Annotated in this window: 19 protein-coding genes and 1 other RNA gene; 3 read left to right on the forward strand and 17 right to left on the reverse strand. The window is 71.3% G+C overall.

The window, feature by feature from the left end:
* Positions 1–289 precede the first annotated feature (289 nt).
* Positions 290–1630, forward strand: a complete 1341-nt coding sequence (gene murA, locus IF655_RS30280; protein WP_199588359.1) for a UDP-N-acetylglucosamine 1-carboxyvinyltransferase — start codon at positions 290–292, stop codon at positions 1628–1630.
* A 170-nt stretch (positions 1631–1800) separates the two neighbouring features.
* Here the strand turns inward: murA and IF655_RS30285 are convergent, their stop codons facing one another.
* The 10 genes from IF655_RS30285 to IF655_RS30330 all read right to left on the reverse strand — a co-directional run bounded on the left by IF655_RS30285 (position 1801) and on the right by IF655_RS30330 (position 14868).
* Positions 1801–2082 (reverse strand): HU family DNA-binding protein, encoded by a 282-nt coding sequence (locus IF655_RS30285; RefSeq protein ID WP_018549700.1) that lies wholly within the window; start codon positions 2080–2082, stop codon positions 1801–1803.
* Between the two features lie 265 nt (positions 2083–2347).
* Complete coding sequence (locus IF655_RS30290) at positions 2348–3775, reverse strand: NAD-dependent malic enzyme (protein ID WP_199588360.1); 1428 nt, start codon at positions 3773–3775, stop codon at positions 2348–2350.
* 349 nt (positions 3776–4124) lie between these two features.
* The gene (locus tag IF655_RS30295) at positions 4125–6440 is read right to left on the reverse strand and encodes a UvrD-helicase domain-containing protein (RefSeq protein WP_199588361.1); all 2316 of its coding nucleotides are present in this window, start codon (positions 6438–6440) and stop codon (positions 4125–4127) included.
* 76 nt (positions 6441–6516) lie between these two features.
* Entirely contained in the window at positions 6517–7290 is a 774-nt protein-coding gene (locus IF655_RS30300; RefSeq protein WP_277952730.1) for an anti-sigma factor, read from the reverse strand.
* 38 nt (positions 7291–7328) lie between these two features.
* Complete coding sequence (locus IF655_RS30305; RefSeq protein WP_026249241.1) at positions 7329–7913, reverse strand: sigma-70 family RNA polymerase sigma factor; 585 nt, start codon at positions 7911–7913, stop codon at positions 7329–7331.
* 269 nt (positions 7914–8182) lie between these two features.
* Complete coding sequence (locus IF655_RS30310) at positions 8183–8776, reverse strand: ABATE domain-containing protein (protein ID WP_199588364.1); 594 nt, start codon at positions 8774–8776, stop codon at positions 8183–8185.
* 43 nt (positions 8777–8819) lie between these two features.
* Entirely contained in the window at positions 8820–10187 is a 1368-nt protein-coding gene (locus IF655_RS30315; RefSeq protein ID WP_199588366.1) for an acyltransferase family protein, read from the reverse strand.
* Positions 10184–12415 (reverse strand): glycosyltransferase, encoded by a 2232-nt coding sequence (locus IF655_RS30320; protein ID WP_374100473.1) that lies wholly within the window; start codon positions 12413–12415, stop codon positions 10184–10186. The genes IF655_RS30315 and IF655_RS30320 overlap by 4 nt, the downstream gene beginning before the upstream one ends.
* Positions 12415–13671 (reverse strand): hypothetical protein, encoded by a 1257-nt coding sequence (locus IF655_RS31595; RefSeq protein ID WP_199588368.1) that lies wholly within the window; start codon positions 13669–13671, stop codon positions 12415–12417. Before IF655_RS31595 ends, IF655_RS30320 begins: the two co-directional genes overlap by 1 nt.
* Before the next feature lie 222 nt (positions 13672–13893).
* Entirely contained in the window at positions 13894–14868 is a 975-nt protein-coding gene (locus tag IF655_RS30330; RefSeq protein WP_199588370.1) for a LysR family transcriptional regulator, read from the reverse strand.
* Between the two features lie 86 nt (positions 14869–14954).
* Here IF655_RS30330 and IF655_RS30335 point away from each other — a divergent pair, with 86 nt between their 5' ends.
* The gene (locus tag IF655_RS30335) at positions 14955–16181 is read left to right on the forward strand and encodes an MFS transporter (protein ID WP_199588371.1); all 1227 of its coding nucleotides are present in this window, start codon (positions 14955–14957) and stop codon (positions 16179–16181) included.
* A gap of 72 nt (positions 16182–16253) precedes the next feature.
* On the opposite strand, the gene ssrA is transcribed toward IF655_RS30335, so the two are convergent.
* From ssrA to ftsE, 5 genes are all read right to left on the reverse strand, one after another.
* Positions 16254–16622, reverse strand: a transfer-messenger RNA (tmRNA) gene (gene ssrA, locus IF655_RS30340).
* Between the two features lie 106 nt (positions 16623–16728).
* Positions 16729–17271, reverse strand: a complete 543-nt coding sequence (gene smpB, locus IF655_RS30345; RefSeq protein ID WP_199588372.1) for an SsrA-binding protein SmpB — start codon at positions 17269–17271, stop codon at positions 16729–16731.
* Between the two features lie 85 nt (positions 17272–17356).
* Complete coding sequence (locus IF655_RS30350) at positions 17357–18532, reverse strand: S41 family peptidase (RefSeq protein WP_199588373.1); 1176 nt, start codon at positions 18530–18532, stop codon at positions 17357–17359.
* A gap of 68 nt (positions 18533–18600) precedes the next feature.
* Positions 18601–19521: a permease-like cell division protein FtsX gene (gene ftsX, locus IF655_RS30355; protein ID WP_199588374.1), complete on the reverse strand. Its 921-nt coding sequence runs from the start codon at positions 19519–19521 to the stop codon at positions 18601–18603.
* A gap of 34 nt (positions 19522–19555) precedes the next feature.
* On the reverse strand, positions 19556–20245 hold the full coding sequence (ftsE, locus tag IF655_RS30360) for a cell division ATP-binding protein FtsE (protein ID WP_199588375.1): 690 nt from the start codon (positions 20243–20245) through the stop codon (positions 19556–19558).
* 232 nt (positions 20246–20477) lie between these two features.
* Here ftsE and IF655_RS30365 point away from each other — a divergent pair, with 232 nt between their 5' ends.
* Entirely contained in the window at positions 20478–20672 is a 195-nt protein-coding gene (locus IF655_RS30365) for a hypothetical protein (RefSeq protein ID WP_199588376.1), read from the forward strand.
* A gap of 113 nt (positions 20673–20785) precedes the next feature.
* On the opposite strand, the gene IF655_RS30370 is transcribed toward IF655_RS30365, so the two are convergent.
* Together IF655_RS30370 and prfB are read right to left on the reverse strand one after the other, a co-directional pair.
* Positions 20786–21586 (reverse strand): hypothetical protein, encoded by an 801-nt coding sequence (locus tag IF655_RS30370; protein ID WP_199588377.1) that lies wholly within the window; start codon positions 21584–21586, stop codon positions 20786–20788.
* Positions 21587–21910: 324 nt separating this feature from the next.
* A complete protein-coding gene (gene prfB, locus IF655_RS30375; RefSeq protein WP_199588379.1) occupies positions 21911–23017 on the reverse strand; it encodes a peptide chain release factor 2 in 1107 nt (368 codons plus the stop codon).
* Positions 23018–23729 lie beyond the last annotated feature (712 nt).

The raw sequence follows: 23729 nt of genomic DNA on the forward strand, positions 1-23729 counted from the left end.
GGGCCACCGGGCCACCGGGCCACCGGGCCACCGGGCCACCGGGCCACCGGGCCACCGGGCCACCGGGCCACCGGGCCGAGCCTCCCTCATCCGCCCCCGGCGCCCAGCCGCCCCCGCCCCACCACCCCGGTAACCCCCCGTGCCCACCAGGAAACCGTTCGTGTTGTGACACGGCGGTAGCGGGCTCGGGCTTACGGAGACAGGGTGATCGGCGATTACCCTGTCTCTCCGGCCCCTGCGCAAAGTGATCGGCCGACCCCTGCCCGACACTCATCGGAACGCGAGATACATGACCGTCAACGACGATGTCCTGCTTGTCCACGGCGGAACCCCGCTGGAGGGCGAGATCCGTGTCCGCGGTGCGAAGAACCTCGTGCCGAAGGCCATGGTCGCCGCCCTGCTGGGCAGCGAGCCGAGCCGCCTGCGCAACGTCCCGGACATCCGTGACGTACGGGTCGTCCGCGGCCTGCTCCAGTTGCACGGCGTGACGGTCCGCCCGGGCGACGAGCCCGGCGAACTGGTGCTCGACCCGACCTACGTCGAGAGCGCGAACGTCGCCGACATCGACGCCCACGCCGGTTCCAGCCGCATCCCGATCCTCTTCTGCGGCCCCCTGCTGCACCGCCTCGGCCACGCCTTCATCCCGGGCCTGGGCGGCTGCGACATCGGCGGCCGGCCGATCGACTTCCACTTCGACGTGCTCCGCCAGTTCGGCGCGACCATCGAGAAGCGCGCGGACGGCCAGTACCTGGAGGCGCCGCAGCGCCTGCGCGGTACGAAGATCGACCTGCCGTACCCCTCCGTGGGCGCCACCGAGCAGGTCCTGCTGACGGCCGTGCTGGCCGAGGGCGTCACCGAGCTGTCCAACGCGGCCGTCGAGCCCGAGATCGAGGACCTCATCTGCGTACTGCAGAAGATGGGCGCGATCATCGCGATGGACACCGACCGCACCATCCGCATCACCGGTGTGGACAAGCTCGGCGGCTACACCCACCGCGCCCTCCCGGACCGCCTGGAGGCCGCGTCCTGGGCCTCGGCGGCGCTCGCGACGCGCGGCAACATCTACGTGCGCGGCGCCCAGCAGCGCTCGATGATGACGTTCCTGAACACCTACCGCAAGGTCGGCGGCGCGTTCGAGATCGACGACGAGGGCATCCGCTTCTGGCACCCGGGCGGCCAGCTCAAGTCCATCGCGCTGGAGACGGACGTCCACCCCGGTTTCCAGACCGACTGGCAGCAGCCGCTGGTGGTGGCGCTGACCCAGGCCACGGGTCTGTCGATCATCCACGAGACGGTCTACGAGTCCCGCCTCGGCTTCACCTCCGCGCTCAACCAGATGGGCGCGCACATCCAGCTCTACCGCGAGTGCCTGGGCGGCTCGAACTGCCGCTTCGGCGCGCGCAACTTCCTGCACTCGGCGGTCGTCTCCGGACCCACCAAGCTCCAGGGCGCCGACCTGGTCATCCCCGACCTGCGCGGCGGCTTCTCGTACCTCATCGCGGCGCTCGCCGCCGAGGGCACGTCCCGCGTCCACGGCATCGACCTGATCAACCGCGGCTACGAGAACTTCATGGACAAGCTCGTCGAGCTGGGAGCGAAGGTCGAACTCCCGGGCAAGGCGCTCAGCTAAGAGCCTTCAGCACGCAGAATGGGCGGCCCCCCTGGTGACAGGGGGACCGCCCATTCTGACTACGGCCACTGGGACGTGCCCCGTAAGGGGCGCGGGGAACTGCGCGACCAGCCACCGGCGGCTCGCAGGTCACGACGGCGCTCAGTTGCCCGGTGCCCCAAGCGGAGCGCTTACTTGCCCTTGGCGGCTTCCTTGAGCTTCGAGCCCGCCGAGACCTTCACGCTGAAGCCGGCCGGGATGTTGATGGGCTCACCGGTCTGCGGGTTGCGCGCGGTGCGAGCGGCACGGTGGGTGCGCTCGAAGGTCAGGAAGCCGGGGATGGTGACCTTCTCGTCGCCCTTGGAGACGATGTCGCCGACGACCTCGGCGAACGCGGCCAGCACGGCGTCGGCGTCCTTGCGGGTCACCTCGGCGCGGTCGGCCAGCGCGGCCACCAGCTCACTGCGGTTCATGTTTGTACTCCCGTGTTCTTCTTGCCATTGAGGCGTGAGGTGAGATCGATGCCGATGCGCTCGCGCCCAGGGACGCATCCTGCCCCTACCTGCGGCGGGAAAGCCAATCCGGCACCCGCAGGAGTCAGGAGAGCACCCTGGGGAGTCACGCGGACACGCCTGCCCGGCCGTCACCCTAGAGGGCGCCGGGCAAAGGACTTCCCACGACTCGCCGTGCGAGGGCCGTGTCGATCATCACAACCCCCGCACCCTACGGTACCTGCGGCTACGACGCGGAGGGCGACGCCGCCCCGGCGGCCTTGGCCGCCTCGCGCACCGCTCCGGCGACCGCGCCCGCGACCTTGTCGTTGAAGACGCTGGGCACGATGTAGTTGGGGTTCAGCTCGTCCTCGGTGACGACGTTCGCCAGCGCCTGCGCGGCGGCGAGCATCATCTCCGTGTTGACGGTCCGGGACTGCGCGTCAAGGAGACCGCGGAAGACGCCCGGGAAGACCAGCACGTTGTTGATCTGGTTCGGGAAGTCCGAGCGCCCGGTGGCGACGACGGCTGCCGTCTGGCGGGCGACGGCCGGGTCCACCTCGGGGTCGGGGTTCGCGAGCGCGAACACGATCGCGCCGTCCGCCATGGCGGCCACGTCGTCGCCGTCCAGGACGTTCGGGGCGGAGACGCCGATGAAGACGTCCGCGCCGCGCACGGCCTCCTTCAGGGTGCCGGTCAGACCCTCGGGGTTGGTGTTGTCCGCGATCCAGCGCAGCGCGGAGCCCGCCGGGGCGTCCACCAGGTCCTCGCGGCCCGCGTGCACGACGCCGTTGATGTCGGCGACGACCGCGTTCTTCACCCCGGCGGCGAGCAGCAGCTTGAGGATCGCCGTACCGGCCGCGCCCGCGCCGGACATGACGACCCGGATGTTCTCCATGGAGCGCCCGGTGGCGCGCAGCGCGTTGGTGAGCGCGGCGAGGACGACGATGGCGGTGCCGTGCTGGTCGTCGTGGAAGACGGGGATGTCCAGCGCCTCGCGCAGCCGGGCCTCGATCTCGAAGCAGCGGGGCGCGGAGATGTCCTCCAGGTTGATGCCCGCGAAGCCGGGGGCGATGGCCTTGACGATCTCGACGATGGCGTCGGTGTCCTGGGTGTCCAGGCAGATCGGCCAGGCGTCGATGCCCGCGAAGCGCTTGAACAGCGCCGCCTTGCCCTCCATGACCGGCAGCGCCGCCTTGGGACCGATGTTGCCGAGTCCGAGCACGGCGGAGCCGTCCGTCACGACCGCAACCGAGTTGCGCTTGATGGTGAGGCGGCGGGCGTCCTCGGGGTTCGCCGCGATGGCCATGCAGACGCGGGCCACACCGGGCGTGTAGACCATGGAGAGGTCGTCACGGTTGCGGATGGGGTGCTTGGACTGCATCTCGATCTTGCCGCCGAGGTGCATCAGGAACGTACGGTCCGAGACCTTGCCGAGGGTGACGCCCTCGATGGTGCGGAGCTGCTCGACGATCTGCTCGGCGTGCGCGGTGGAGCTGGCGGCGATGGTGACGTCGATCCGGAGCTTCTCGTGCCCGGAGGCGGTGACGTCGAGGCCGGTGACCGAGCCTCCGGAGGACTCCACGGCGGTGGTGAGCTGCGATACGGCCGTTCCGCTCGCGGGCACCTCCAACCGGATGGTCATCGAGTAGGAGACGCTGGGCGCCGTTGCCATGGCCGACTTCCTCTGCTTTCACCGTGTCGCGTGTTGTGCCGTCCGATCGTCGCACCTACCGGCGGGTACGTGGTAGTCGCCCCCGGTTGCGGACATTGTGTTCTCCAAGACAAGAGGCCCACGTCACAGGGACGTGGGCCTCTCGCTCACTTTCATGACACCGACCCGCCATGCTCGCCTCGCGGCAAGTGGTCGCTCGTAGCGACGAAGGTTGGGCCCGGGGGCTTGGATCGAGCCGGTGTCACGACAAGGCTAACAAACAGGTGCCGGGGGGCATTCCCGTGTGCGCGCGGCTCGCCGGATTCAGCCGCGCGGCGGGTCGGAACCGGTGCCGCGCGGCGGAGCGGGATCAGTCGCGCAGCAGGTCCGGCACTCCGGTCGCGTCCGGTACGTCCCGCTCGCCGGAGACCACGGTGAGCTGCTGGGTGGCGCGGGTGAGCGCGACGTAGAGCACGCGCAGACCCGCCGGGGACTCGTCCGCGATCTCGGCCGGGGAGACGACGACGGTCGCGTCGTACTCCAGACCCTTGGCCTCCAGGCTGCCGAGGGCCACGACGCGGTCGCCGAGCCCGGCCAGCCAGCGGCGGGCCTCCTCGCGGCGGTTCATGGCGACGACGACGCCGACCGTGCCGTCGACCAGCCCCAGGAGGCGTGCCGCCTCCTCGCGGACGGTGGCGCCGAGGGTCTCGTCCACGACGCGGAAGCGGGGTTCGACGCCGGTGGAGCGTACGGCGGAGGGGGGTTCGGCGCCGGGCATGGCGAGGGCGAGGACCTTGGAGGCGAGTTCCGCGATCTCGGAGGGGTTGCGGTAGTTGACGGTCAGCTCGAAGCGGCGGCGGGGGCGGGAGCCGAGCGCCTCGTCGCGGGCCTCGGCCGCCTCGTCGGGGTCGGACCAGGAGGACTGGGCGGGGTCGCCGACGACCGTCCAGGTGGCGTGCCGGCCGCGGCGCCCGACCATGCGCCACTGCATGGGGGTGAGGTCCTGTGCCTCGTCCACGATGACGTGGGCGTACTCGGTGCGCTCCTGGGCGAGCCGCTCGGCGCGCTCGCGCTGGGTCTCCTCACGCGTCGGCATCAGCTCCTCCAGGCCGGTGAGGTGCGCCAGGGGGTCCAGTTCGCGCTTCCTGCGGGGGCGGGCGGGGACGCCGAGGATCGCCTGGAGTTCGTCCAGGAGGGCGATGTCGTGCACGGAATAGCCGTCGCGCTTGAGCGAGCGGGCGACCTTGCGGACCTCGCCGGGGTTGAACACGCGGCGCGACCAGCGGCTCAGGCGCCGCTCGTCGGCCATGGCGGTGAGGACGCCCTTGGGGGTCAGCTCGGGCCACCAGGCGTCCAGGAAGGCGAGGAAGGAGTCCTCGTCGGCCACGTCGTCGTCGAAGGAGGCGCGCAGTTCGGCGGCCAGCTCGGGGTCGGTGTGCCGTCCCGCGGCGCCGGACTTGGCCCACAGGGCGTCCAGGAGGAGTTTGCGGGCGCGCGGGCGGAGCAGGTTGACCGGTGCGGTGCCGCTGAGCGCGGTGCGGCGGACGTGCTCCAGTTCCCCGGCCTCCAGTTCGAGGCGGCGGCCGAAGGCGACCACGCGGAGCCGGTCGGGCGGGGTGCTGCCGGGGGTGCCGAGTTCGAGGGCGCCGCGCGCTGCCTTCCTCAGCACCTTGAGCATCCGGTAGGAGCCCTTGGCGCGGGCGACGGCGGGGGTGTCGTGGAGGGTGGCCTCGACGCCGTCGACCAGGGAGCCGAGGGCGCGGATGGCGACCTGGCCCTCCTCGCCGAGCGAGGGCAGCACGCCCTCGGTGTAGGCGACGAGCAGCGGGGTGGGCGAGACGATGAGGATGCCGCCCGCGTAGCGTCTGCGGTCCTGGTAGAGCAGATAGGCGGCGCGGTGCAGGGCGACGGCGGTCTTGCCGGTGCCGGGTCCGCCCTCGACGTAGGTGACGGAGTTGGCGGGGGCGCGGATGACCAGGTCCTGTTCGGCCTGGATGGAGGAGACGATGTCCCGCATGGTGTGCCCGCGCGCCTGACCGAGAGCCGCCATGAGGGCGCCGTCGCCGATGACCGCCAGCTCACGGCCGTCCAGGCTCGCCTTCAGCTCGGGGCGCATGAGGTCGTCCTCGACGCCGAGGACGCGGCGCTGGCGGGAGCGGATGACCCGGCGGCGTACGACCCGGCCGGGGTCGACCGGGGTGGAGCGGTAGAACGGCGCGGCGGCGGGCGCCCGCCAGTCGATGACGAGCGGGGAGTAGTCCTCGTCGAGCACGCCGATGCGCCCGATGTGCAGGGTCTCGGCGATGTCGGCGGTGTTGTCGTCGCGGACCGCGCCCTCGGCGGGTTCGACGGCGGTGTAGGCGCCGTCGGGACCCTTCTTGCCGTCCTTGCCCCGAAGCAGATCGATCCGGCCGAACAGGAAGTCCTCGAACTCGTTGTTCAGCCGGTTCAGATGGATGCCCGCGCGGAAGACCTGTGCGTCCCGCTCGGCCAGCGCGCCGGGTGTGCCCACCTGGCCGCGCTGGGACGCGTCGTGCATGAGGAACTCGGCCTCGTGGATCTTCTCCTCGAGCCGCCGGTACACCCGGTCCAGGTGTTCCTGTTCGACGCTGATCTCTCGGTCACGTGCGGAATCCTGTGCGTCGTGTACCGAGCCGACCGCGGACTGCTGAACCTGAGCGGCCACCGGGCCCCCTTCTGACGTGCTGGGCAGCCGTCAACCGTACGCGAAGAGGGCCCGTCAGGGCTACGTGGCGGGTCGGTTACGCCTTCACCTGGACCAGTTCCTTGCCGTCCAGGGTGGACACGACGAAGTGGTCGATGTCGCCGGGCTTGAGCGCGGTGCCGCCGCCGATGTACAGCGGACTGCGGGCCTGCTCGGTCTTGGCGTCCGGGTTGCCGTACCCCCATTTGCCGACGGTCCAGGTGCCGAGCGTCTGCCGCTCGCCGTTGGTGCCGACGGCGATCAGGGAGCAGGTGAGCGGACCCTTGACGCCCTTGAGTTCCATGACCGTGTCCGTGCCCCAGTCCTTGCCCGCCATCGCGATGGTGGCGGAGACGCCGGTGCCGGAGTCGGTGCCGGAGACCTTGTGGGACAACTGGGCGAAGTGGTCCTTGGCGGTCGCCGCGAGCGGGGTCGCGGTCTGGGTGGTGCCCGAGTTCGACACGGCCATGACGCCGACGGGCGCCGCCACGATGAGCGCCGCCGCGGCGGCGATCATGTAGAAGCTCTTGCGGCGCTTGCGGGCGCGGCGCTCGGCGACCTCGTCGACCATGCGCTCGACGATGCGCGGGCTCGGCCGGGCGGACAGCGACTCCCCGATGGCGGGGGTGCTGCCGGTGCCGGGCAGGTCCGCAAGCGCGGCCAGCATCGGCTCCATCCCGGCGAGTTCGTCCAGTTGCTGGGCGCACCACTCGCAGCCCGCGAGGTGGGTCTCGAAAGCCGTCGCCTCGGTGTCGTCCAGGATCCCGAGGGCGTAGGCGCCGACGGTCTCGTGCTCGTTCGGCACCGGAGATCCCTGCATGGGGCCAGACATACCCGTACCGCTCGCTCCGAATCCCCCGTACACACTCATCACGCCGTCACCCCCCGCTCCTCCAGCGCCAGCTTCATCGACCGCAGGGCATAGAAGACCCGGGAGCGGACCGTACCGCTGGGTATCCCCAGGGTCTGGGCCGCCTCGTTGACGGTACGCCCCTTGAAGTAGGTCTCGACGAGGACCTCCCGGTGGGCCGGGGTCAGGTCGTCGAGCGCGTCCGTCAGCGTCATCAGCCACAGCGCCTTGTCGATCTCGTCCTCCGCGGGGATGACCTCCAGCGGCGACGGATCGACCTCCTGCGGCCGGGCCTGCCGGCTGCGGTGGCCGTCGATGACGATGCGCCGGGCGACCGTCACCAGCCAGGGGCGTACCGAACCGGTCGCCCGATTGAGCTGACCGGCGTTCTTCCAGGCACGGATGAGTGTTTCCTGCACCACGTCCTCGGCTCGTTGCCGGTCTCCGGCGACCAGTCTGAGGACATACGCAAGGAGGGGTCCGGCGTGCTCGCGGTACAGAGCACGCATCAGCTCCTCATCGGGTTCCGAGGGCTGCGAGGACATGCGATGTCGGGCCCTCGATCCACTTTCATTGGCCACGGCCGCATCCTTGCGCACGCCCACCTCCGGTGTCCGGGGCTTCTCCCCGTCGGTCGCTCGCCCACACGTACGCGGCACAGGACCGGAATGTTCAAGGGGAGTTGGCGGTTTTCCCGTGGGTGACGTGACGAGCGGGACATGCGCGCACATTCTCCCCGCTCGTTCTTTACATTTCCGACACGTCGTCAAGATCGCCCGAGCTGCCCGTGCTTGGCCAGAGGCAAACGCGGTGTAACCGAACTCACAGGCAGGCGGGTTCGGGAGCGTCCCGGCACAACTCCCTTACCGGACACTCAGGATCGGGCGAGCGCGGCGCGTCTGCGGTGCCGGGCGACGCGTTCGCGGTTGCCGCAGGTCTCGCTGGAGCACCAGCGGCGGCGCCTGCCCCGGGAGGTGTCCAGGTAGACGATCGGGCAGTCGTCCCCGGCGCATTCGCGCACGGCCGCGCGGGCCACCGGGTCGGTGAGCAGCTCCACCGCGTCCCGCGCGACGACGGCGAGCAGCGCGGCACACCCGGGCGCCCCGGCCAACTCCCTGACGAGAGAGCCGTTCTCTTCGCGCACCGCGCGGGGTGCCGGTGGCGCGGCTCCCGCCAGCTCGTTGAGGCGGGCGAGGGCGCGGTCGTGGGGACGGGGGTCGGAACCGCCGCCTTCGCGTATCAACGTCCCTATATGGGAGCGCAGTTCGCGGAAGCGCGGTGGCCAGCCGGGGTCGGCGTGACCGAGCGGGGTGCCGGGCGGGACGAGCCCGGCACCCGTGATCCAGGCGCACAACGGCGCTACGGCGTCGAGGTGTTCACCGGGGTGCGCGGTCGCCAGGAGGTCCAGGCAGCAGCGCCCGGCGTCGAAGCGCAGTTCGTACGGGGTCGTGGCCGTATCCCGTGCCATGTGACCGTCACCGCCTGGGCAGGAACCGTTGCGTCGCTGCCTCTCACAGTGCCTGTCCCGGCGCCCGGCCGGAACCCCTCGTACCGGTCTTCGCGGACCGCCCGTGCGTCCCGCCCCCGTGCCGTACCCGCCCGTCGGGCCACAGCCGTGGTCGTCTCCTCGCCGCCAGGTCCTCCACCCAGCCGAAGGCGAGCACGCACAGGGCGACCAGGACCCAGGTGACCGCCAGCTCCGGCCAGGAGCTCTCCAGGAGCCAGGTGAAGTGCAGCTCCAGCGTCTCGAAGCGCCAGAGCTGGTCCCACAGGGTGGAGGCGATCAGGATGCAGATGTTGTGCCACAGATAGATCGTCACCGCGCGGGAGTTGAGCAGGGTGATCAGCCGGTCGAAGGGGCGCAGCAGCCGTGGCCAGACCGGCCAGGACGGGCTCAGGTGCAGCAGGAGCAGCACGGTGGCGAAGGACCACAGGGTCTGGGCGAAGGGGATGTCGTCGAGGTCGTGGCCCTGCCGGAAGCCGTGGCCGAGCGCGTACCAGAGACCCACGGCGGCGATGGCCGGGGCGACGGAGGGGACGACGTAGCGCGGGATGCGGCGCAGCACGCCCTGCTGATGGGCCATGCCGAGGATCCAGCAGGCGCCGAAGGTGCTGAAGTCGGTGAGGGCGGAGGGGAAGCGGTCGCCGGGGAGGGCGGGGTGCCCGAACTCCAGGACGGCGGCGAGCGCGACGGGCATGAGGATCGTCGCCCAGGGCAGCCTGCGCAGCGCGCGCAGCAGCAGGGGCGAGAGCAGGACGAACCAGAGGTAGGCGCGCAGGTACCAGAGGGGTCCGGCGAGTTCGCCGCCCCAGTCGGGACCGAGCACGCCGTGCACCCCGCGCAGTCCGTCGGCGTACGGCGGGTCGCTCAGCGGCAGGATCCAGTACCCGAGGTGCAGCCACCACCAGCCGGGGTGGCCGTCGGCGTCCGGGCGCCAGCCCTGGAGCATCATGCCGCTCACGCCGATGGCGCCGAGCAGCCACAGGGGCGGCAGCAGACGGCGGAGCCTGCCGCGGACGACGTCGAGCGGCGGGCGCTTGAGCGAGCGGGCCATGAGGCTGCCCGCGAGGGCGAACATCACGCCCATGGAGGGGAAGACGACGGGCAGCCAGGACCAGCCCATCAGGTGGTAGAAGACGACCCGGAACAGGGCGACGGCCCGCAGCAGGTCGAAGTAGCGGTCACGGACGGGCTTTCGGGGCGCGTCCGCGCCGGTTAAGGCGGCGGGCGGCGCGGGCGGGACCTCGGCGACGGCGGTGCCGACCGGGGGCGTGGACGAACCTGGGACCGGCGGGGTGGTCGCTGCCGCCGCAGTGGTCGCGGTGGTCGGCTCCGGGCGGCGGGCGTGGCGGGCCGGTCCCTGGGGGCTGGTGGTCATCGGGACGCCCTCCCGTCGGCCGTGGCGAGGGCGTCGGGCTGCGGGACGCCGACCCCGCCCTTGCGGCGCAGCTTCTGCCAGCGCAGGCGTCCGCCGGTCAGGGCGGTGATCCAGGACTGGAGCAGGACGACGTACATGAGCTGGCGGTAGAGGATCTGCTGGAGCGGAAGTGAGATCAACGGAGTGAGCCGTTCCCGGTCGAGGAAGAAGGCGTACGCCGCGCAGGCCGCCTGGATGGCGAGAATCGCGAACCAGGACCCGATCGTGCGTCCCGTCGGGCCGAAGACCAGGCCGTAGACGAGGAAGATGTCGATCAGCGGGGCCAGGAGCGGGGCGAGCACCATGAACAGGGACACCAGCGGCAGTCCGATGCGGCCGAACCGCCCGGAGGGACCGCGCTCCACGACGGCGCGGCGGTGTTTCCAGATGGCCTGCATGGTGCCGTAGGACCAGCGGTAGCGCTGGGACCACAACTGCTGGACGGATTCGGGCGCCTCGGTCCAGGCGCGCGCCTTCTCGGCGTAGACGACGCGCCAGCCGTCGCGGTGCAGCGCCATGGTGACGTCGGTGTCCTCGGCGAGGGTGTCGTCGCTCATGCCGCCGACGCGTTCCAGGGCGGAGCGGCGGAAGGCGCCGACGGCGCCGGGGATGGTCGGCATACAGCGCAGCACGTCGTACATCCGGCGGTCGAGGTTGAAGCCCATCACGTACTCGATGTGCTGCCAGGCGCCGATGAGGGTGTCCTTGTTGCCGACCTTGGCGTTGCCCGCGACGGCGCCGACGCGGTGGTCGGCGAAGGGCTGGACCAGTTCGCGGACGGTGGACGGCTCGAAGACCGTGTCGCCGTCCATCATCACGATCAGGTCGTGACTGGCGTTGGCCAGACCCCGGTTGAGGGCGGCGGGCTTGCCCGCGTTGAGCTGGCGCACGACGCGGACGCCGGGCAGCGCGAGCCCCTCGACGATGCGGGCGGTGCCGTCGGTGGAGCCGTCGTCGATGACGATGATCTCCACGGGGTGGTCGCTCTCGGTCAGCGAACGCACCGTGCTCTCGATGCACTTGGCCTCGTTGTAGGCGGGGACCAGCACCGAGACGGGTCGCGTCACGGGCTCCGGACCCCAGCGGAAACCGCGGCGGCGGGTGCGGCGGGCGTGCGCGGCGGAGAGCAGCAGCATCAGCCCGAACCGCCCGATGACCAGCACACCGACGACCGCGAGACCCGCCACCAGCACGTCGGTCGCGCTGTCGGCCGCCTTGATCAGCGCGATCCAGGCGCGCCCCTTCCACAGTGCCGCCCCGGTGACCGGGGTGTCCGCGCTCGGCGCGTCCAGTGCTTCGGTGAGGGTCTGGAACCGGTAGCCCTTGCCCTGGAGTTCGGGCAGATAGCGGTCGAGGGCGGCGACGGTCTCGCTGCGGTCGCCGCCGGAGTCGTGCATCAGGACGACGGCGCCCTTGCCGCCCTCGGGGGTGGCTCCGCGCACGATCGCGTCGACGCCCGGCTTGCGCCAGTCCTCGCTGTCGCGGTCGTTGAGGACGGTGAGATAGCCCCGGCTGCCGATGTACTTCGTCACCGGCCAGGACCGGTCGTCCATGGCGGAGGCGAAGGAGGAGTACGGCGGCCGGAACAGCGAGCTGCGGATGCCCGCCGCCCCGGCGAGCGCCAACTGCCCCTGGGACAGCTCCCAGTCGGCGCGGCTCCTGGAGTGGTAGGAGAGGTCCGGGTGGTTGAAGGTGTGCAGCCCGACCTCGTGCCCCTCGTCCACCATGCGCTTGACCAGCTCCGGGTAGCGCGAGGTCATCGTGCCGGTGACGAAGAAGGTCGCGTGGGCGTGGTGCTTCTTGAGGATGTCGAGGACCTTCGGGGTCCAGGTCGGGTCGGGACCGTCGTCGAAGGTGAGGACGATCCGGTGTTTGGGCACCCGGAGGCTGTCGGTGCCGCCGCCCCGGGTGTCGATGACCGGGCCGCCGTCGAGGATCTTCTGCGGCACCTGGTCGGTCGGGGCTTCGGGGCGCACGCGGAAGTCGGCGAGGATCTCGTTGTGCACATAGCCGTGCAGGATGAGCATCGCCAGGGTGGCGAGCAGCAGCAGGAACGAGAGCGCGTAACGCAGCGGGAAGCGGCGGCGCTCGGCGCGGGACTTGCGGTCGGTGCGTCCCTTGCGGTCGGTGCGTCCGTTGCGGTCGGTGCGGGCTGGGTGGTCGGTGCGGCGGCGGGAGCGCGAGGACATCAGAGGGTGGTTCCCGTGGGCCGGGGACCGAGGGCGGCGGCCGGGGCGGCCGGACCGTGCGGCTCGGCGCCGCCACCGCCCGCCGGGGAGCCGCTGGGCGCCGGGCTCGGGGAGCCGTCCGGGGCGGAGGAGGTCGGGGACGCGCCGGTCGTGGGCGAACCGGTGGGCGTGGGCTTGCCGGGCGGGCTGGAGACCCGGGGCGTGCCGGACGTCCGCGCGGTCGGGCTGGTGCTCGGCGAGGCGGGCGGTCCGCTGGTCCCGGCGGCGGGGGCGGACGGCGCGCCCGAGGCGCCGGGCACGGCGGAGACGGCGGTGGGCAGCGGCTCGGCGGGACCGGTCGCTCCCCCGGCGTCCGCCGCCGTCGGCGCGGTGGACACGGTGGGCACGGGCGAGGTGTGCACCCGCCCGGCAGGCTTGTCCTCGGTGTCCGGCACCGGCAGCCAGGGCGCGTCCGAGCTGCCGGACAGCAGGGTGGCGACGATGACGACGGCGTACCCCGCGCAGGCGACGGCGACCGCGAGCCCGATCCGCCGGACGGTACGCCCCCGACGCCCGGACTCGTCCACGAAGACGGGACCGTCCGGGCGCGCCTCCCCCTCGCCCTTCACGGAGTCGAGCTGGACGGTGACCTCGTGCGGATCGTGCGCGGGGTCCGCCGCCCTGCCGGTCTCCCCCGCCTCGGGGGCGGTGGGCGTGGCGGCGGCGCGGGCGTCCCAGGGGTCACGGGGCGCGGCGGACCGCGCGGTGTCCCGGACGACGGGCCAGCCGGGAGCCGCTTCGCCCGTCCGCGCGGTGGACCGGGACGTGCCGGTCGGCTGGGGCAGGATGGCGGTCCGCTCGACGGCGGAGGCGGTGCCCTCGGTGGCGGACGCGGTGGGCAGCACGGTGGTGCGGTCCTCGGCGCCCGGCGCCTGCGGCAGTACGGCGGTGCGGTCGGTGTCCGGCGTCGTCGTCGGCAGGACGGTCGTCGGCTCGGCGTCGGGGGCCGTCGTGCGCCGGAAGTCGGAGGCGGCGCGGGCGTTGCGCGGGCGCGGGACGATTGCCGTCTCCTCGGCGCCGGTCGGGGCGGCCCGTCCGCCCCGGGGTATCGCGGAGCCCGTGCCGCTCACGGTCGCGGTGCCGCTCCGGGTGAGCGCACCGCCTCGTACGACGGGCCAGCCGCCCCGGCCGGGCTCGGCGCTGCCCCGGCGGAGCGTGCCGGTCTCGGCGACCGTTCCGCTCTCCGGGAACGCCTGCGTCCCGCTGCCCTCGGTCACCGGCGGCTCCGGAGTCGCGGATGCGACATCGGGCCATACCGGTTGGGCGTCTTCTCGCCACTGTTTCACGCGTGCACATCCCCCACGGAACCGTTCGGGGGGCGCTACGACCCCGAGCGTCACGCCACGAACCAGGCCCCCACCAGGTCCGTGCGCCCCCTTTATCACATTGTGCTCGGGCCCCGAATGTAGCGCATGTGAAGGTTTCGGGGTCATGAAGCGTCAGATGTGGCCGTTCATCACATCTTCATCGGTGGCCGGAATCCATCCCTCGGTGGGCTTCTTGAGCCAGCCCTCCGCGCGCGAGATCTTGGCGGCTGCCGCGCGAAGCGCGTCCAACCCCGGATGGACCAGGCTCTTCCGCCACACCAGCGAGACGGGTGAAAGCGGGACAGGATCGACAAGCGGTCGCAGCACGGCGCCCGGCATGGCCGAAAAATCCACCACCGAAAGGACAGGAACACGCGTTCTGGTCATGACCCGGGCGAATTCCTCACGCCCCACAGCCATCGGAACGGGTGAAGCCGGAAGGATGCCGTATCGCTCGAAAAGCTGACGCGCGAGACCGGTCCACTCCCGGGTCCCCGGATTGCCCGCGCCGGCGTACACCGTCGCACCCGCCAGCGCGCGCACCGGCACCGCGTCCAGCGTGGCCAGCGGATGGCCCTCGGGCAGGAAGACGGCCATCGGCTCGTAGCGCACCGGCTGGTGGGCGAGGCGGGCGCGGACGGCGGGGGCGAGTCCCGCGAAGCGCCCGAAGGAGGCGTCGAGCCGCCCGGCGAGCAGGTCGTCGGCCGCCTTGGTGAGCCCGCTCTCGTACCGCGCCGTCAGCTCGTGGGCGGGCGCCAGCTCCCGCGCCCGCATCAGCACCCGGCGTGTGGTGCCAAGCCCCTCGGAGTTGAGGTCGACGAGCAGCGGGCGCACCTGCCCGAACGCGGCGAGCAGTTCCTCCTGCGCGTCGAGCATCCGGCGGGCCAGCGGAAGCAGCCGTTCGCCGTCGGCGGTGAGCGTCACCTGCCGGGTCGTCCTGACGAACAGCTCGGCTCCCAACTCCCTTTCAAGGCGCCGCACATCACGGCTCAGCGCCTGCTGTGCGACATAGAGCCGGGCGGCGGCGCGGGTGAAGTGCAGCTCCTCGGCGACGGCGAGGAAGGCGCGGAGCAGCCGGGGGTCTACGGAGACGAAGGGTGCGGACACGAGCGCGAACTTACAACGCGGGTGCGTGAATTGGACCGGGGAAAGGTGTTGGACGCGGACCGGGGCGCCGGGCGAACGTGCATGTCATGCCCCAACTGACCAGTAACCGCAGTCTCTTCAGGATCCCCGGAACCGCTGCCTTCACCCTCGGCAATCTCGTCGCGCGGCTGCCGATGGGGATGTTCGGCGTGAGCGCGGTCGTGATGATCGCCGGGGCGCGGGGCTCGTACGCGCTCGCCGGAGCCGTCACCGCGACCGGACTCGCGGCGACGGGTCTCGCCGGTCCCTGGACGGCGCGGCTGACCGACCGCTACGGACAGGCGCGGGTCGCCGTGCCCGCGACGCTCACGGCGGTGGCGGGCAGCCTCGCCCTGCTGCTGTGCGTGCGCTTCGACGCCCCCGCCTGGACCCTGTTCGCCGCCTACGCCGCGACCGCCGCCACCCCCAACATCGGCGGTCTCTCCCGCGCCCGCTGGGCCCACCTCCTGCGCGAGGACCCCGACGCCCTGCACACCGCGAACTCCTTCGAGCAGGCCGCCGACGAGCTGTGCTTCATGCTGGGCCCGGTCCTGGCGTCCTTCCTGACCGGCACGTTCTTCCCGGAGGCGGGCACGCTCATCGGCGCGGTCCTGTTGCTGACCGGCATGCTCCTGTTCACCGCCCAGCGTGCGACGGAACCCCCGCCGAGCCCCCGCTCCACGGCACCGTCCCCCGTCCGCACCCGGGGCGTCCCGCCCCTGCTCGCGACCTTCCTGGCCACCGGCGCGATCTTCGGCTCCCTGGAGGTCGTGACGATCGCCTACGCCGACGCCCATGGCCATCGCGCGGCGGCGGGCGCGATCCTGGCGCTCCAGGCGGCGGGCTCCTGCGCGGCGGGTCTGCTCTACGGCGCCCTGAAGCCCACCGGCTCCCCCGCCCGCCTGCTCCCCTGGTGCCTGCTGGCCATGACGGTCCTGATGACCCTCCCCTGGCTGACCGCCGCCGCCCTCGGCGCCCTCCCGCCCCTGGCCGCGGCGCTCCTCCTGGCGGGCATGGCGACCGCCCCCACCATGGTCACCGCCATGACCCTCCTCCAGACCCACACCCCGCCCGACCGCCTCAACGAGGGCATGAGCCTGGCGGTGACCTCCCTGCTGACCGGCATCGCCTGCGGCTCGGCGACAGGCGGCTGGGCAGTGGAACACCTGGGCGCGGGCACCGCCTACGCCCTGCCTGCCGGGGCGGCGGCTCTGGCGCTGCTGATCAACACGGCGACCCGGCTCGGCGCGACGGCACCACGCGACACGGCGCTGCGAAGCAGTACGGCGGCATGACGAAGGCCCCGCCGCTCACGAGCGACGGGGCCTTTGCCCACATGGGGTGCGGAGAGCTGGGAAGCTCTCCGATCGTGGAGATGGCGGGAATCGAACCCGCGTCCACCGGTGCGGAAACAGGGCTTCTCCGTGCGCAGTTCGCTTCGATTTTCTCAGCCCCGGAGATCACGCGAACAAGTCTCCGACGGGCTCAGTCACTGTTGGATTTCCCTTTTCACCCCGTGACCGGGATCAAGGTTTAGTCCCCTAGCTGATGCCAGGATCCGGGTCGGGAACAGCCCCGGGCTGACACTTCGCAAGTCGCTACTTAGGCAGCGAGGGCGAAGGAATCGCGCTTGGTGTTGGCGATTATTTTTTTCGGCCTGTGGTTTACGAGATCATGGCCGCTTCCTCGACACGCTTCCCCTGCTTCGACATCCGCTGTCGAAACCGATCATCCCCATGTTGTTTTTTCAAGTGCCCCCGGTGAGGGAGGCGGCGCACCCGCTGTGAGGTGCAGGTGCCATCGTAAGGGAACAACGGCGGAGCACGCCAGCGTATTCCCCGCTCAGCCGCGCTGGCGCCGCTTCGCCGCCGCGATGGCGCGGTCCGACTCCCGGCGGTCCTGCTTCTCGCGCAGGGTCTGCCGCTTGTCGTACTCCTTCTTGCCGCGCGCGAGCGCGATCTCCGCCTTGGCCCGGCCGTCCTTGAAGTAGATCGCCAGGGGCACGATGGTGTGACCCGTCTCCTGGGACTTGGACGCCAGCTTGTCGATCTCCTCGCGGTGCAGCAGCAGCTTGCGCTTGCGGCGCACGGAGTGGTTGGTCCAGGTGCCCTGGAAGTACTCCGGGATGTGGGCGTTGTGCAGCCATGCCTCGTTTCCGTCGATCTGGACGAAGCCGTCGGTCAGCGAGGCCCGTCCCTGGCGCAGCGACTTCACCTCGGTGCCGGTCAGGACGATGCCGGCCTCGTAGGTGTCGATGATCGCGTAGTCGTGCCGCGCCTTCTTGTTCTGCGCGACCATCTTGCGCTTGCCGTCCTTGGCCGCCTTCGCGGCTCCCCCGCCCTGCTTGGGCTGGGACTCCTTCGGTACGTACATTCCCTTGCTCATAGTGCCCACATTTTCTCACCGGACGGGGGGTGGGAGGGAAGCGCATTTCGGCGCCCGCCCCAGGTGTCTGCGACGGCCCGGGGGTCTACGACGGGTCGCCGAGCCCCGTGAGCACCGTCTCCGCCCGTTCCAGCGCCCCCGCGCCCGCGTCCAGGTCCGGGGTGATGCCCCGGCCGTCCACGGTGTGACCCAGCGGAGTGCGGTAGTGGCCCACGGTCAGCTCGGCCACCGAGCCGTCGGGCAGGTCGGTCGGCATCTGGACCGAGCCCTTGCCGAAGGTGCGGGAGCCGATCACGACCGCCCTGCCCCGGTCCTGGAGCGCGCCGGTGAGCATCTCGGCGGCGCTCATCGTGCCCCCGTCGACCAGGACGACCAGCGGGCGGGCGGTGTCCCCGCCGGAGGCGGCGTGCAGGGCGCGCTGGGCGCCGTCGACGTCGTAGGTGGCGACCAGACCGCCGTCGAGGAAGGCGGAGGCGGTGGCGACGGCCTCGGTGACCAGACCGCCGGAGTTGCCGCGCAGGTCCAGCACGATCCCGGCGTCGGCGGGAGCCCGGCGCACCGCGTCGCGCACGGTGTCGGCGGCGCCCTTGGTGAAGGCGGCGACCCGGACGACCCGGACCCCGGGGACCGGGCGCGTCACGGTCACGGAGTCGGTGGACAGCCGCGCCCGGTGCAGCGTGCGGCTCCAGGTGCGCTCCCCGCGCCCGAGCCCGAGCACGACCGGCGTTCCGGCGGCAGCGTCCTCGGCGTCGCCGCGCAGTAAGGACACGACCTCGGTGACCGGGAGCCCGTCCACCGCGCGTCCGTCCACGCTGCGCAGCCCGTCGCCCCGGCGGATGCCCGCCCCGGCGGCGGGCGAGCCGGGCTGGACCCGGGTCACCTCGATACGGCCGTCGCGCCCGCGCCGCGCCCACAGCCCGACGCCGGTGTACTCGCCGTCCAGCGCCTCCTGGAACTCCGCGTACTCGCCCGAGGAGTAGACGGCCGCCCAGCGGTCCCCGCTGCGGCTGACGGCCCGTTCGGCCGCCTCCGTCGGGGACTCGCCCGCGGCCATCGCCTCGGCGGCGGCGCGGCGCACCGCCTCGTGGCGCGCCGCGCCGGAGGACCGACTCCCCTGCGCCGCCTCGCTCTTGCGGTCCTGGCCGCGCTCCGGCAGCGCGCCGGTCACCGCGCCGGCGGCGAGCACTCCCGCGAAGAACAGAGCCAGCGCGGCCCCGCGGCGACTGCGGCGGGGCCGGCTGAACAGCTCGCGGCCTGACATGGCGGTGAGTCTAGGACAACGCGAGGGGCCGCACGGGCGGATGCCCGTACGGCCCCTCGCGGCATGTGTCACACCTTCAGGTACTTGCGCAACGCGAAGAACGCGGCAAGAGCGGGCATCAGCACACTCGTCGCCAGGATCAGCGGCAGCTTGGTCAACACCGCGTCCCAGCCGACGAAGTTGATGAGCGTGAGCTTGGTCGACAGGGCCATGCCGTGGTCGATCGTGAAGTACCGGCCGACCACCAGGAACACACAGGCGAGACCGCCGCCGATGAGTCCCGCGACCGCCGCCTCCATGATGAACGGCGCCTGGATGTAGAACCCGGAGGCGCCGACGAGCCGCATGATGCCGGTCTCCCGGCGGCGGCTGAACGCGGAGACGCGCACGGTGTTGACGATCAGCAGCAGGGCGACGATCAGCATCATCGCCATCACGCCGAGCGCCGCGCGGTTCATCAGGTTGAGCAACTGGAAGAGGTTGTCCAGGATGCCCTTCTGGTCCTGCACGGACTGCACGCCGTCGCGCCCGTTGAACGCGGTCGCGATGACCTGGTACTTCTGCGGGTCCTTGAGCTTGATCCGGAAGGACTCCTGCATCTGGTCCGGCGTCAGGGAGCTGGCCAGCGGGGAGTTGCCGAACTGCTCCTTGTAGTGCTTGTACGCCTGGTCCTGCGATTCGTAGGTGACCCTCTGCACGAGCGTGGTCATCTTGCCGAGGTCGGAGCGGATCTGCTTCTTCTGGTCCTCGGTGACCGCGCCCTTGGCGCAGTTGGCGTCCGACTGCGCGTCGCTCTTGTTGCACAGGAAGATCGAGACGTTGACCTTGTCGTACCAGTAGCCCTTCATGGTGCTCACCTGGTCGCTCATCAGCAGCGAGCCGCCGAAGAGGGCCAGGGAGAGGGCAACGGAGACGATGACCGCGAAGGTCATGGTCAGATTGCGGCGGAGACCGACTCCGATCTCCGACAGGACGAACTGGGCGCGCATGGCGTCTGGTCGAGCCTTTCCGTCGTGAACTTGCTTAGTGCTGGTAGCCGTAGACGCCGCGGGCCTGGTCGCGCACCAGGCGCCCCTTCTCCAGCTCGATGACGCGCTTGCGCATCTGGTCCACGATGTTCTGGTCGTGCGTCGCCATGACCACCGTGGTGCCCGTCCGGTTGATGCGGTCGAGCAGCTTCATGATGCCGACGGAGGTCTGCGGGTCGAGGTTGCCCGTGGGCTCGTCCGCGATCAGCAGCTTGGGCCGGTTGACGAAGGCCCGCGCGATGGCGACGCGCTGCTGCTCACCACCGGACAGCTCGCCCGGCATACGGTCCTCCTTGCCGCCGAGTCCGACGAGGTCGAGGACCTGCGGCACCGACTTGCGGGTCTCGCCCTTGGACTTGCCGATCACCTCCTGGGCGAAGGCCACGTTCTCCGCGACCGTCTTGTTCGGCAGCAGCCGGAAGTCCTGGAAGACCGTCCCGAGCTGGCGCCGCATCTGCGGCACCTTCCAGTTGGACAGCCGGGCGAGGTCCTTGCCCAGGACGTGCACCTGGCCGTGGCTGCACCGCTCCTCGCGCAGCAGCAGCCGCAGGAAGGTGGACTTGCCGGAGCCGGAGGACCCCACGAGGAAGACGAACTCGCCCTTCTCCACTTCCAGGGAGACGTCCCTGAGGGCCGGACGGGTCTGCTTGGGGTAGACCTTGGAGACACTGTCGAATCGGATCACGGATGCACCACGGGTCGCCGGGGGTAGATGAGCGTGACCATACGCGAACCGGGCGTGCCCACGCAGGGCCCGGTCGTGTTGGGCGACACTTGTGCGTTTTTGTACGGGCGGCTGGGCAGGCTTTCCCGGGCGCCCGCGCTCTTTCCGGGGGAACCTGGCAGAGTGGAGGGGGAACGTTCTGGTTCCAGAGGACGTTGTACGGGGTGAGGGCCTGCACGAGGAGGGCGAGCGCATGACGTACGACCGGTTGGTGTGCGCGAACTGCGCGGCGCCCGTGAGCGAGGGCCGGTGCCCGGTGTGCCGGGCCAGCCGGGAGCGGCTCCAGCAGCAGAGTCTCTTCGCGGGGCTGAACCCGGTGGCGCTGATCGCGCTGCTCGCGGTGCTGATCGCCGCGGTGGCGCTGCTGGCGCACCAGACGGGGCTGTAGCGGGCGGCGCTGTGGCGCGCGGCCGAAGGGCCGCACAGGACGCCGGAAGGGCCCGGAGCGTGTGGATCACGCTCCGGGCCCTTCGCGTCACGTCAGGGGGCTGGTACGACCGCTCAGGCGGCCGTGCCGCCCCGGCCGCCCGCGAGACGCGGGAGGAAGCGGAAGGCGACGCCGCCCGCGATCATCGTGGCAGCGCCGGCCAGCAGGAACATGGTCTCGCCCGCACCGGTCTCGGCCAGCTCCTTGTCGTCGCCGCCCTGCGGGGCCGCGTCGGAACCGGTGTCGGTGAGCGCCGAGGTGCCCGCCTCCTGGGAGACGTTGTCGTTGCCGCCACCGTCCGGGGTCGTGTTGTTGCCGCCCGTGGTGGAACCGCCGCCGGTGGAACCGCCGTTGCCGCCGCCGGAGTGACCGCCGGTCGAGCCGCCGCCGTTGCCACCGGTGGAGCCGGAGCCGCCGTTGCCGCCACCGGTGTTGCCGCCGGTGTCGCCGCCCGCGGTGGAGGTGCCGCCGGTGGTCGTGGTGGAGCCGCCGTCGGTGCCGCCGGTGGTGGTCGTGGAGCCGCCGTCGGTGCCGCCGGTCGTGGTGGTGGAACCACCGTCGGTGGTGCCGCCCTCGTTGCCACCGATGATGCCGCCGATCAGGCCGCCGTCGGTGTCGCCGCCGTCCGTCGAACCGCCGTCGGTCGTGCCACCGTCCGTGGTGCCACCGTCGGTGGTCCCGCCGTCAGTGGTACCGCCGTCCGTCGTGCCGCCGTCCTCGCCCGGGTCGGGGCAGTTCGGGTCGGCGCCGATGGTGCAGGTCGGGTCGGGATTCGGGTCGGCAGTCGCCACACCCGTGATCATCAGGGAAGCCCCGGCCGCCACCACGGCACCGGCGGCGATCCGCGCGACGCGTATCCGCGTCTTCTTCGTCATTGGTTGCTACCCCCAGTAGCCGAATCGTCAATGAGGCCGCGCGTGGGACTGGCCGTGCTCGACGGGGGCAGCCGACGACTCGGGGACCGACGTACACGTACGTGCCGGTCCCGGGTCATCTCATTCCCCCGGTTCACATGCGCCCCAACAGATGCGCATACCGCGATTCACCATTCCCATTTTTCAAAGCAACGTCAAGGCCGTTGCGAGCGCAATGTCCGATGGGTGGGCGTATGCCGGGAGTTGAGGGATGCAACTGTGACGTAAAACGCCGGACATACAACAACTGCCGCCTCAAGGGCGGCAGTTGTCATGTCGACAAACTTACTTCTCCTGCTGCTTGCGCCAGCGAATTCCAGCCTCAAGGAAGCCGTCGATCTCGCCGTCGAGCACGGACTGCGGGTTGCCGACCTCGAACTCGGTGCGCAGGTCCTTGACCATCTGGTACGGGTGCAGGACGTACGAACGCATCTGGTTGCCCCAGGAGCTGCCGCCGTCGCCCTTGAGGGCGTCCATCTTGGCGCGCTCCTCCTGGCGCTGGCGTTCGAGGAGCTTGGCCTGAAGCACGTTCATGGCCGTGGCCTTGTTCTGGATCTGCGAGCGCTCGTTCTGGCAGGAGACCACGATGCCGGTCGGGATGTGGGTCAGCCGGACCGCGGAGTCCGTCGTGTTCACGCCCTGACCGCCGGGGCCCGAGGAACGGTAGACATCGACGCGCAGGTCCGACTCGTCGATCTCGACGTGGTCGGTCTGCTCCACGACGGGGAGCACCTCGACGCCCGCGAAGGACGTCTGGCGGCGGCCCTGGTTGTCGAACGGCGAGATGCGCACCAGGCGGTGCGTGCCCTGCTCGACGGAGAGCGTGCCGTAGGCGTACGGGACCTGGACGGCGAAGGTGGTCGACTTGATGCCGGCCTCTTCGGCGTACGACGTCTCGTAGATCTCGGTCTTGTAGCCGTGGCGCTCGGCCCAGCGGAGGTACATGCGCTGGAGCTGCTCGGCGAAGTCGGCGGCGTCGACGCCGCCCGCCTCGGCGCGGATGTTGACCAGCGCCTCGCGGGAGTCGTACTCGCCGGACAGGAGGGTACGGACCTCCATCTCGTCCAGCGCCTTCTTCACCGCGACCAGCTCGGACTCGGCCTCGGCGAGGGTGTCCGGGTCGTCCTCCTCCTCGGCCATCTCGAAGAGCACGGAGAGATCGTCGATCCGCCCGCGCAGCGCCTCCGCCTTCCTGACCTCCGCCTGGAGGTGGGAGAGCTTGCTGGTGATCTTCTGCGCCTCGTCCGGGTTGTCCCAGAGGGACGGCGCGGCCGCCTGCTCCTCGAGCACGGCGATGTCTGCCCTCAGCTTGTCGAGGTCCAGGACGGCCTCGATCGACTCCATGGTCGAGGAGAGGGACTTCAGCTCTTCGGATACATCGACGACTGCCACGCTCCCAGCGTAACGGCTCCGCCGGGTGGCGAGGTCCGGTGCCGGGGGGTGCTGGCGGGTGCGGGGTGTTGCAGTGCGACTCCTGGGGGCTGCGCCCCCAGCCCCCCGCTTCGCCCCTGAAGGGACCTCGTCCTCAAACGCCGGACGGGCTGAATGGTGCCGAGCTTGGCTGCGAAGCGGGGGCAGGACGCCTTACCCCTCACTGCGTCGCCCGCTCGCCCGACGCCCCGAACGGTCACCTCACCACCCCGCCCACCGAGCCGTGCGAGGCGGACCGGACACCGCACACCTTGAGCCGTCACCCACCCCACCCACCGAGTCGACCGGACGGCAGCGGACACCTCACGCCCTGAGCCCCCACCAAGACAACCAAGCACCGCCAGCCACCCGGCGCTTCAAACAGTCACCCCCCGCCCACCGGGACAGTCAGGCGCCGCCGAACGCCCCGCGCCCTTGAGTAATCACCCGCCCGCCCAACCAAAACAGCCCGGCAGCAGCGGACGCCCCCGGGCCCTGAGCAGCCGCCTCCCCGCCCGTCGAGACGACCCGGCCGTACCGGAGATCCCGCGGCCCTGAGCCGTCACCACCCACCCACCACGACGACCGGGTGCCACCGAACACCCCGCACCCCCGATCAGCCGCCTCCCCGCCCGTCGAGACGACCCGGCCGTACCGGAGATCCCGCGGCCCTGAGCCGTCACCACCCACCCAC

The sequence above is a fragment of the Streptomyces sp. DSM 110735 genome (assembly GCF_016482685.1).
In the GTDB taxonomy this organism is placed as follows: domain Bacteria; phylum Actinomycetota; class Actinomycetes; order Streptomycetales; family Streptomycetaceae; genus Streptomyces.

Excerpts from the sequence above, each read along its gene's own strand:
- murA (WP_199588359.1), top strand. The coding sequence starts at position 290 with ATGACCGTCAACGACGATGTCCTGCTTGTCCACGGCGGAACCCCGCTG.
- IF655_RS30285 (WP_018549700.1), bottom strand. The coding sequence starts at position 2,082 with ATGAACCGCAGTGAGCTGGTGGCCGCGCTGGCCGACCGCGCCGAGGTG.
- IF655_RS30290 (WP_199588360.1), bottom strand. The coding sequence starts at position 3,775 with ATGGCAACGGCGCCCAGCGTCTCCTACTCGATGACCATCCGGTTGGAG.
- IF655_RS30300 (WP_277952730.1), bottom strand. The coding sequence starts at position 7,290 with ATGTCTGGCCCCATGCAGGGATCTCCGGTGCCGAACGAGCACGAGACC.
- IF655_RS30310 (WP_199588364.1), bottom strand. The coding sequence starts at position 8,776 with ATGGCACGGGATACGGCCACGACCCCGTACGAACTGCGCTTCGACGCC.
- IF655_RS30315 (WP_199588366.1), bottom strand. The coding sequence starts at position 10,187 with ATGACCACCAGCCCCCAGGGACCGGCCCGCCACGCCCGCCGCCCGGAG.
- IF655_RS30320 (WP_374100473.1), bottom strand. The coding sequence starts at position 12,415 with ATGTCCTCGCGCTCCCGCCGCCGCACCGACCACCCAGCCCGCACCGAC.
- IF655_RS30335 (WP_199588371.1), top strand. The coding sequence starts at position 14,955 with ATGCCCCAACTGACCAGTAACCGCAGTCTCTTCAGGATCCCCGGAACC.
- smpB (WP_199588372.1), bottom strand. The coding sequence starts at position 17,271 with ATGAGCAAGGGAATGTACGTACCGAAGGAGTCCCAGCCCAAGCAGGGC.
- IF655_RS30350 (WP_199588373.1), bottom strand. The coding sequence starts at position 18,532 with ATGTCAGGCCGCGAGCTGTTCAGCCGGCCCCGCCGCAGTCGCCGCGGG.
- ftsX (WP_199588374.1), bottom strand. The coding sequence starts at position 19,521 with ATGCGCGCCCAGTTCGTCCTGTCGGAGATCGGAGTCGGTCTCCGCCGC.
- IF655_RS30365 (WP_199588376.1), top strand. The coding sequence starts at position 20,478 with ATGACGTACGACCGGTTGGTGTGCGCGAACTGCGCGGCGCCCGTGAGC.
- IF655_RS30370 (WP_199588377.1), bottom strand. The coding sequence starts at position 21,586 with ATGACGAAGAAGACGCGGATACGCGTCGCGCGGATCGCCGCCGGTGCC.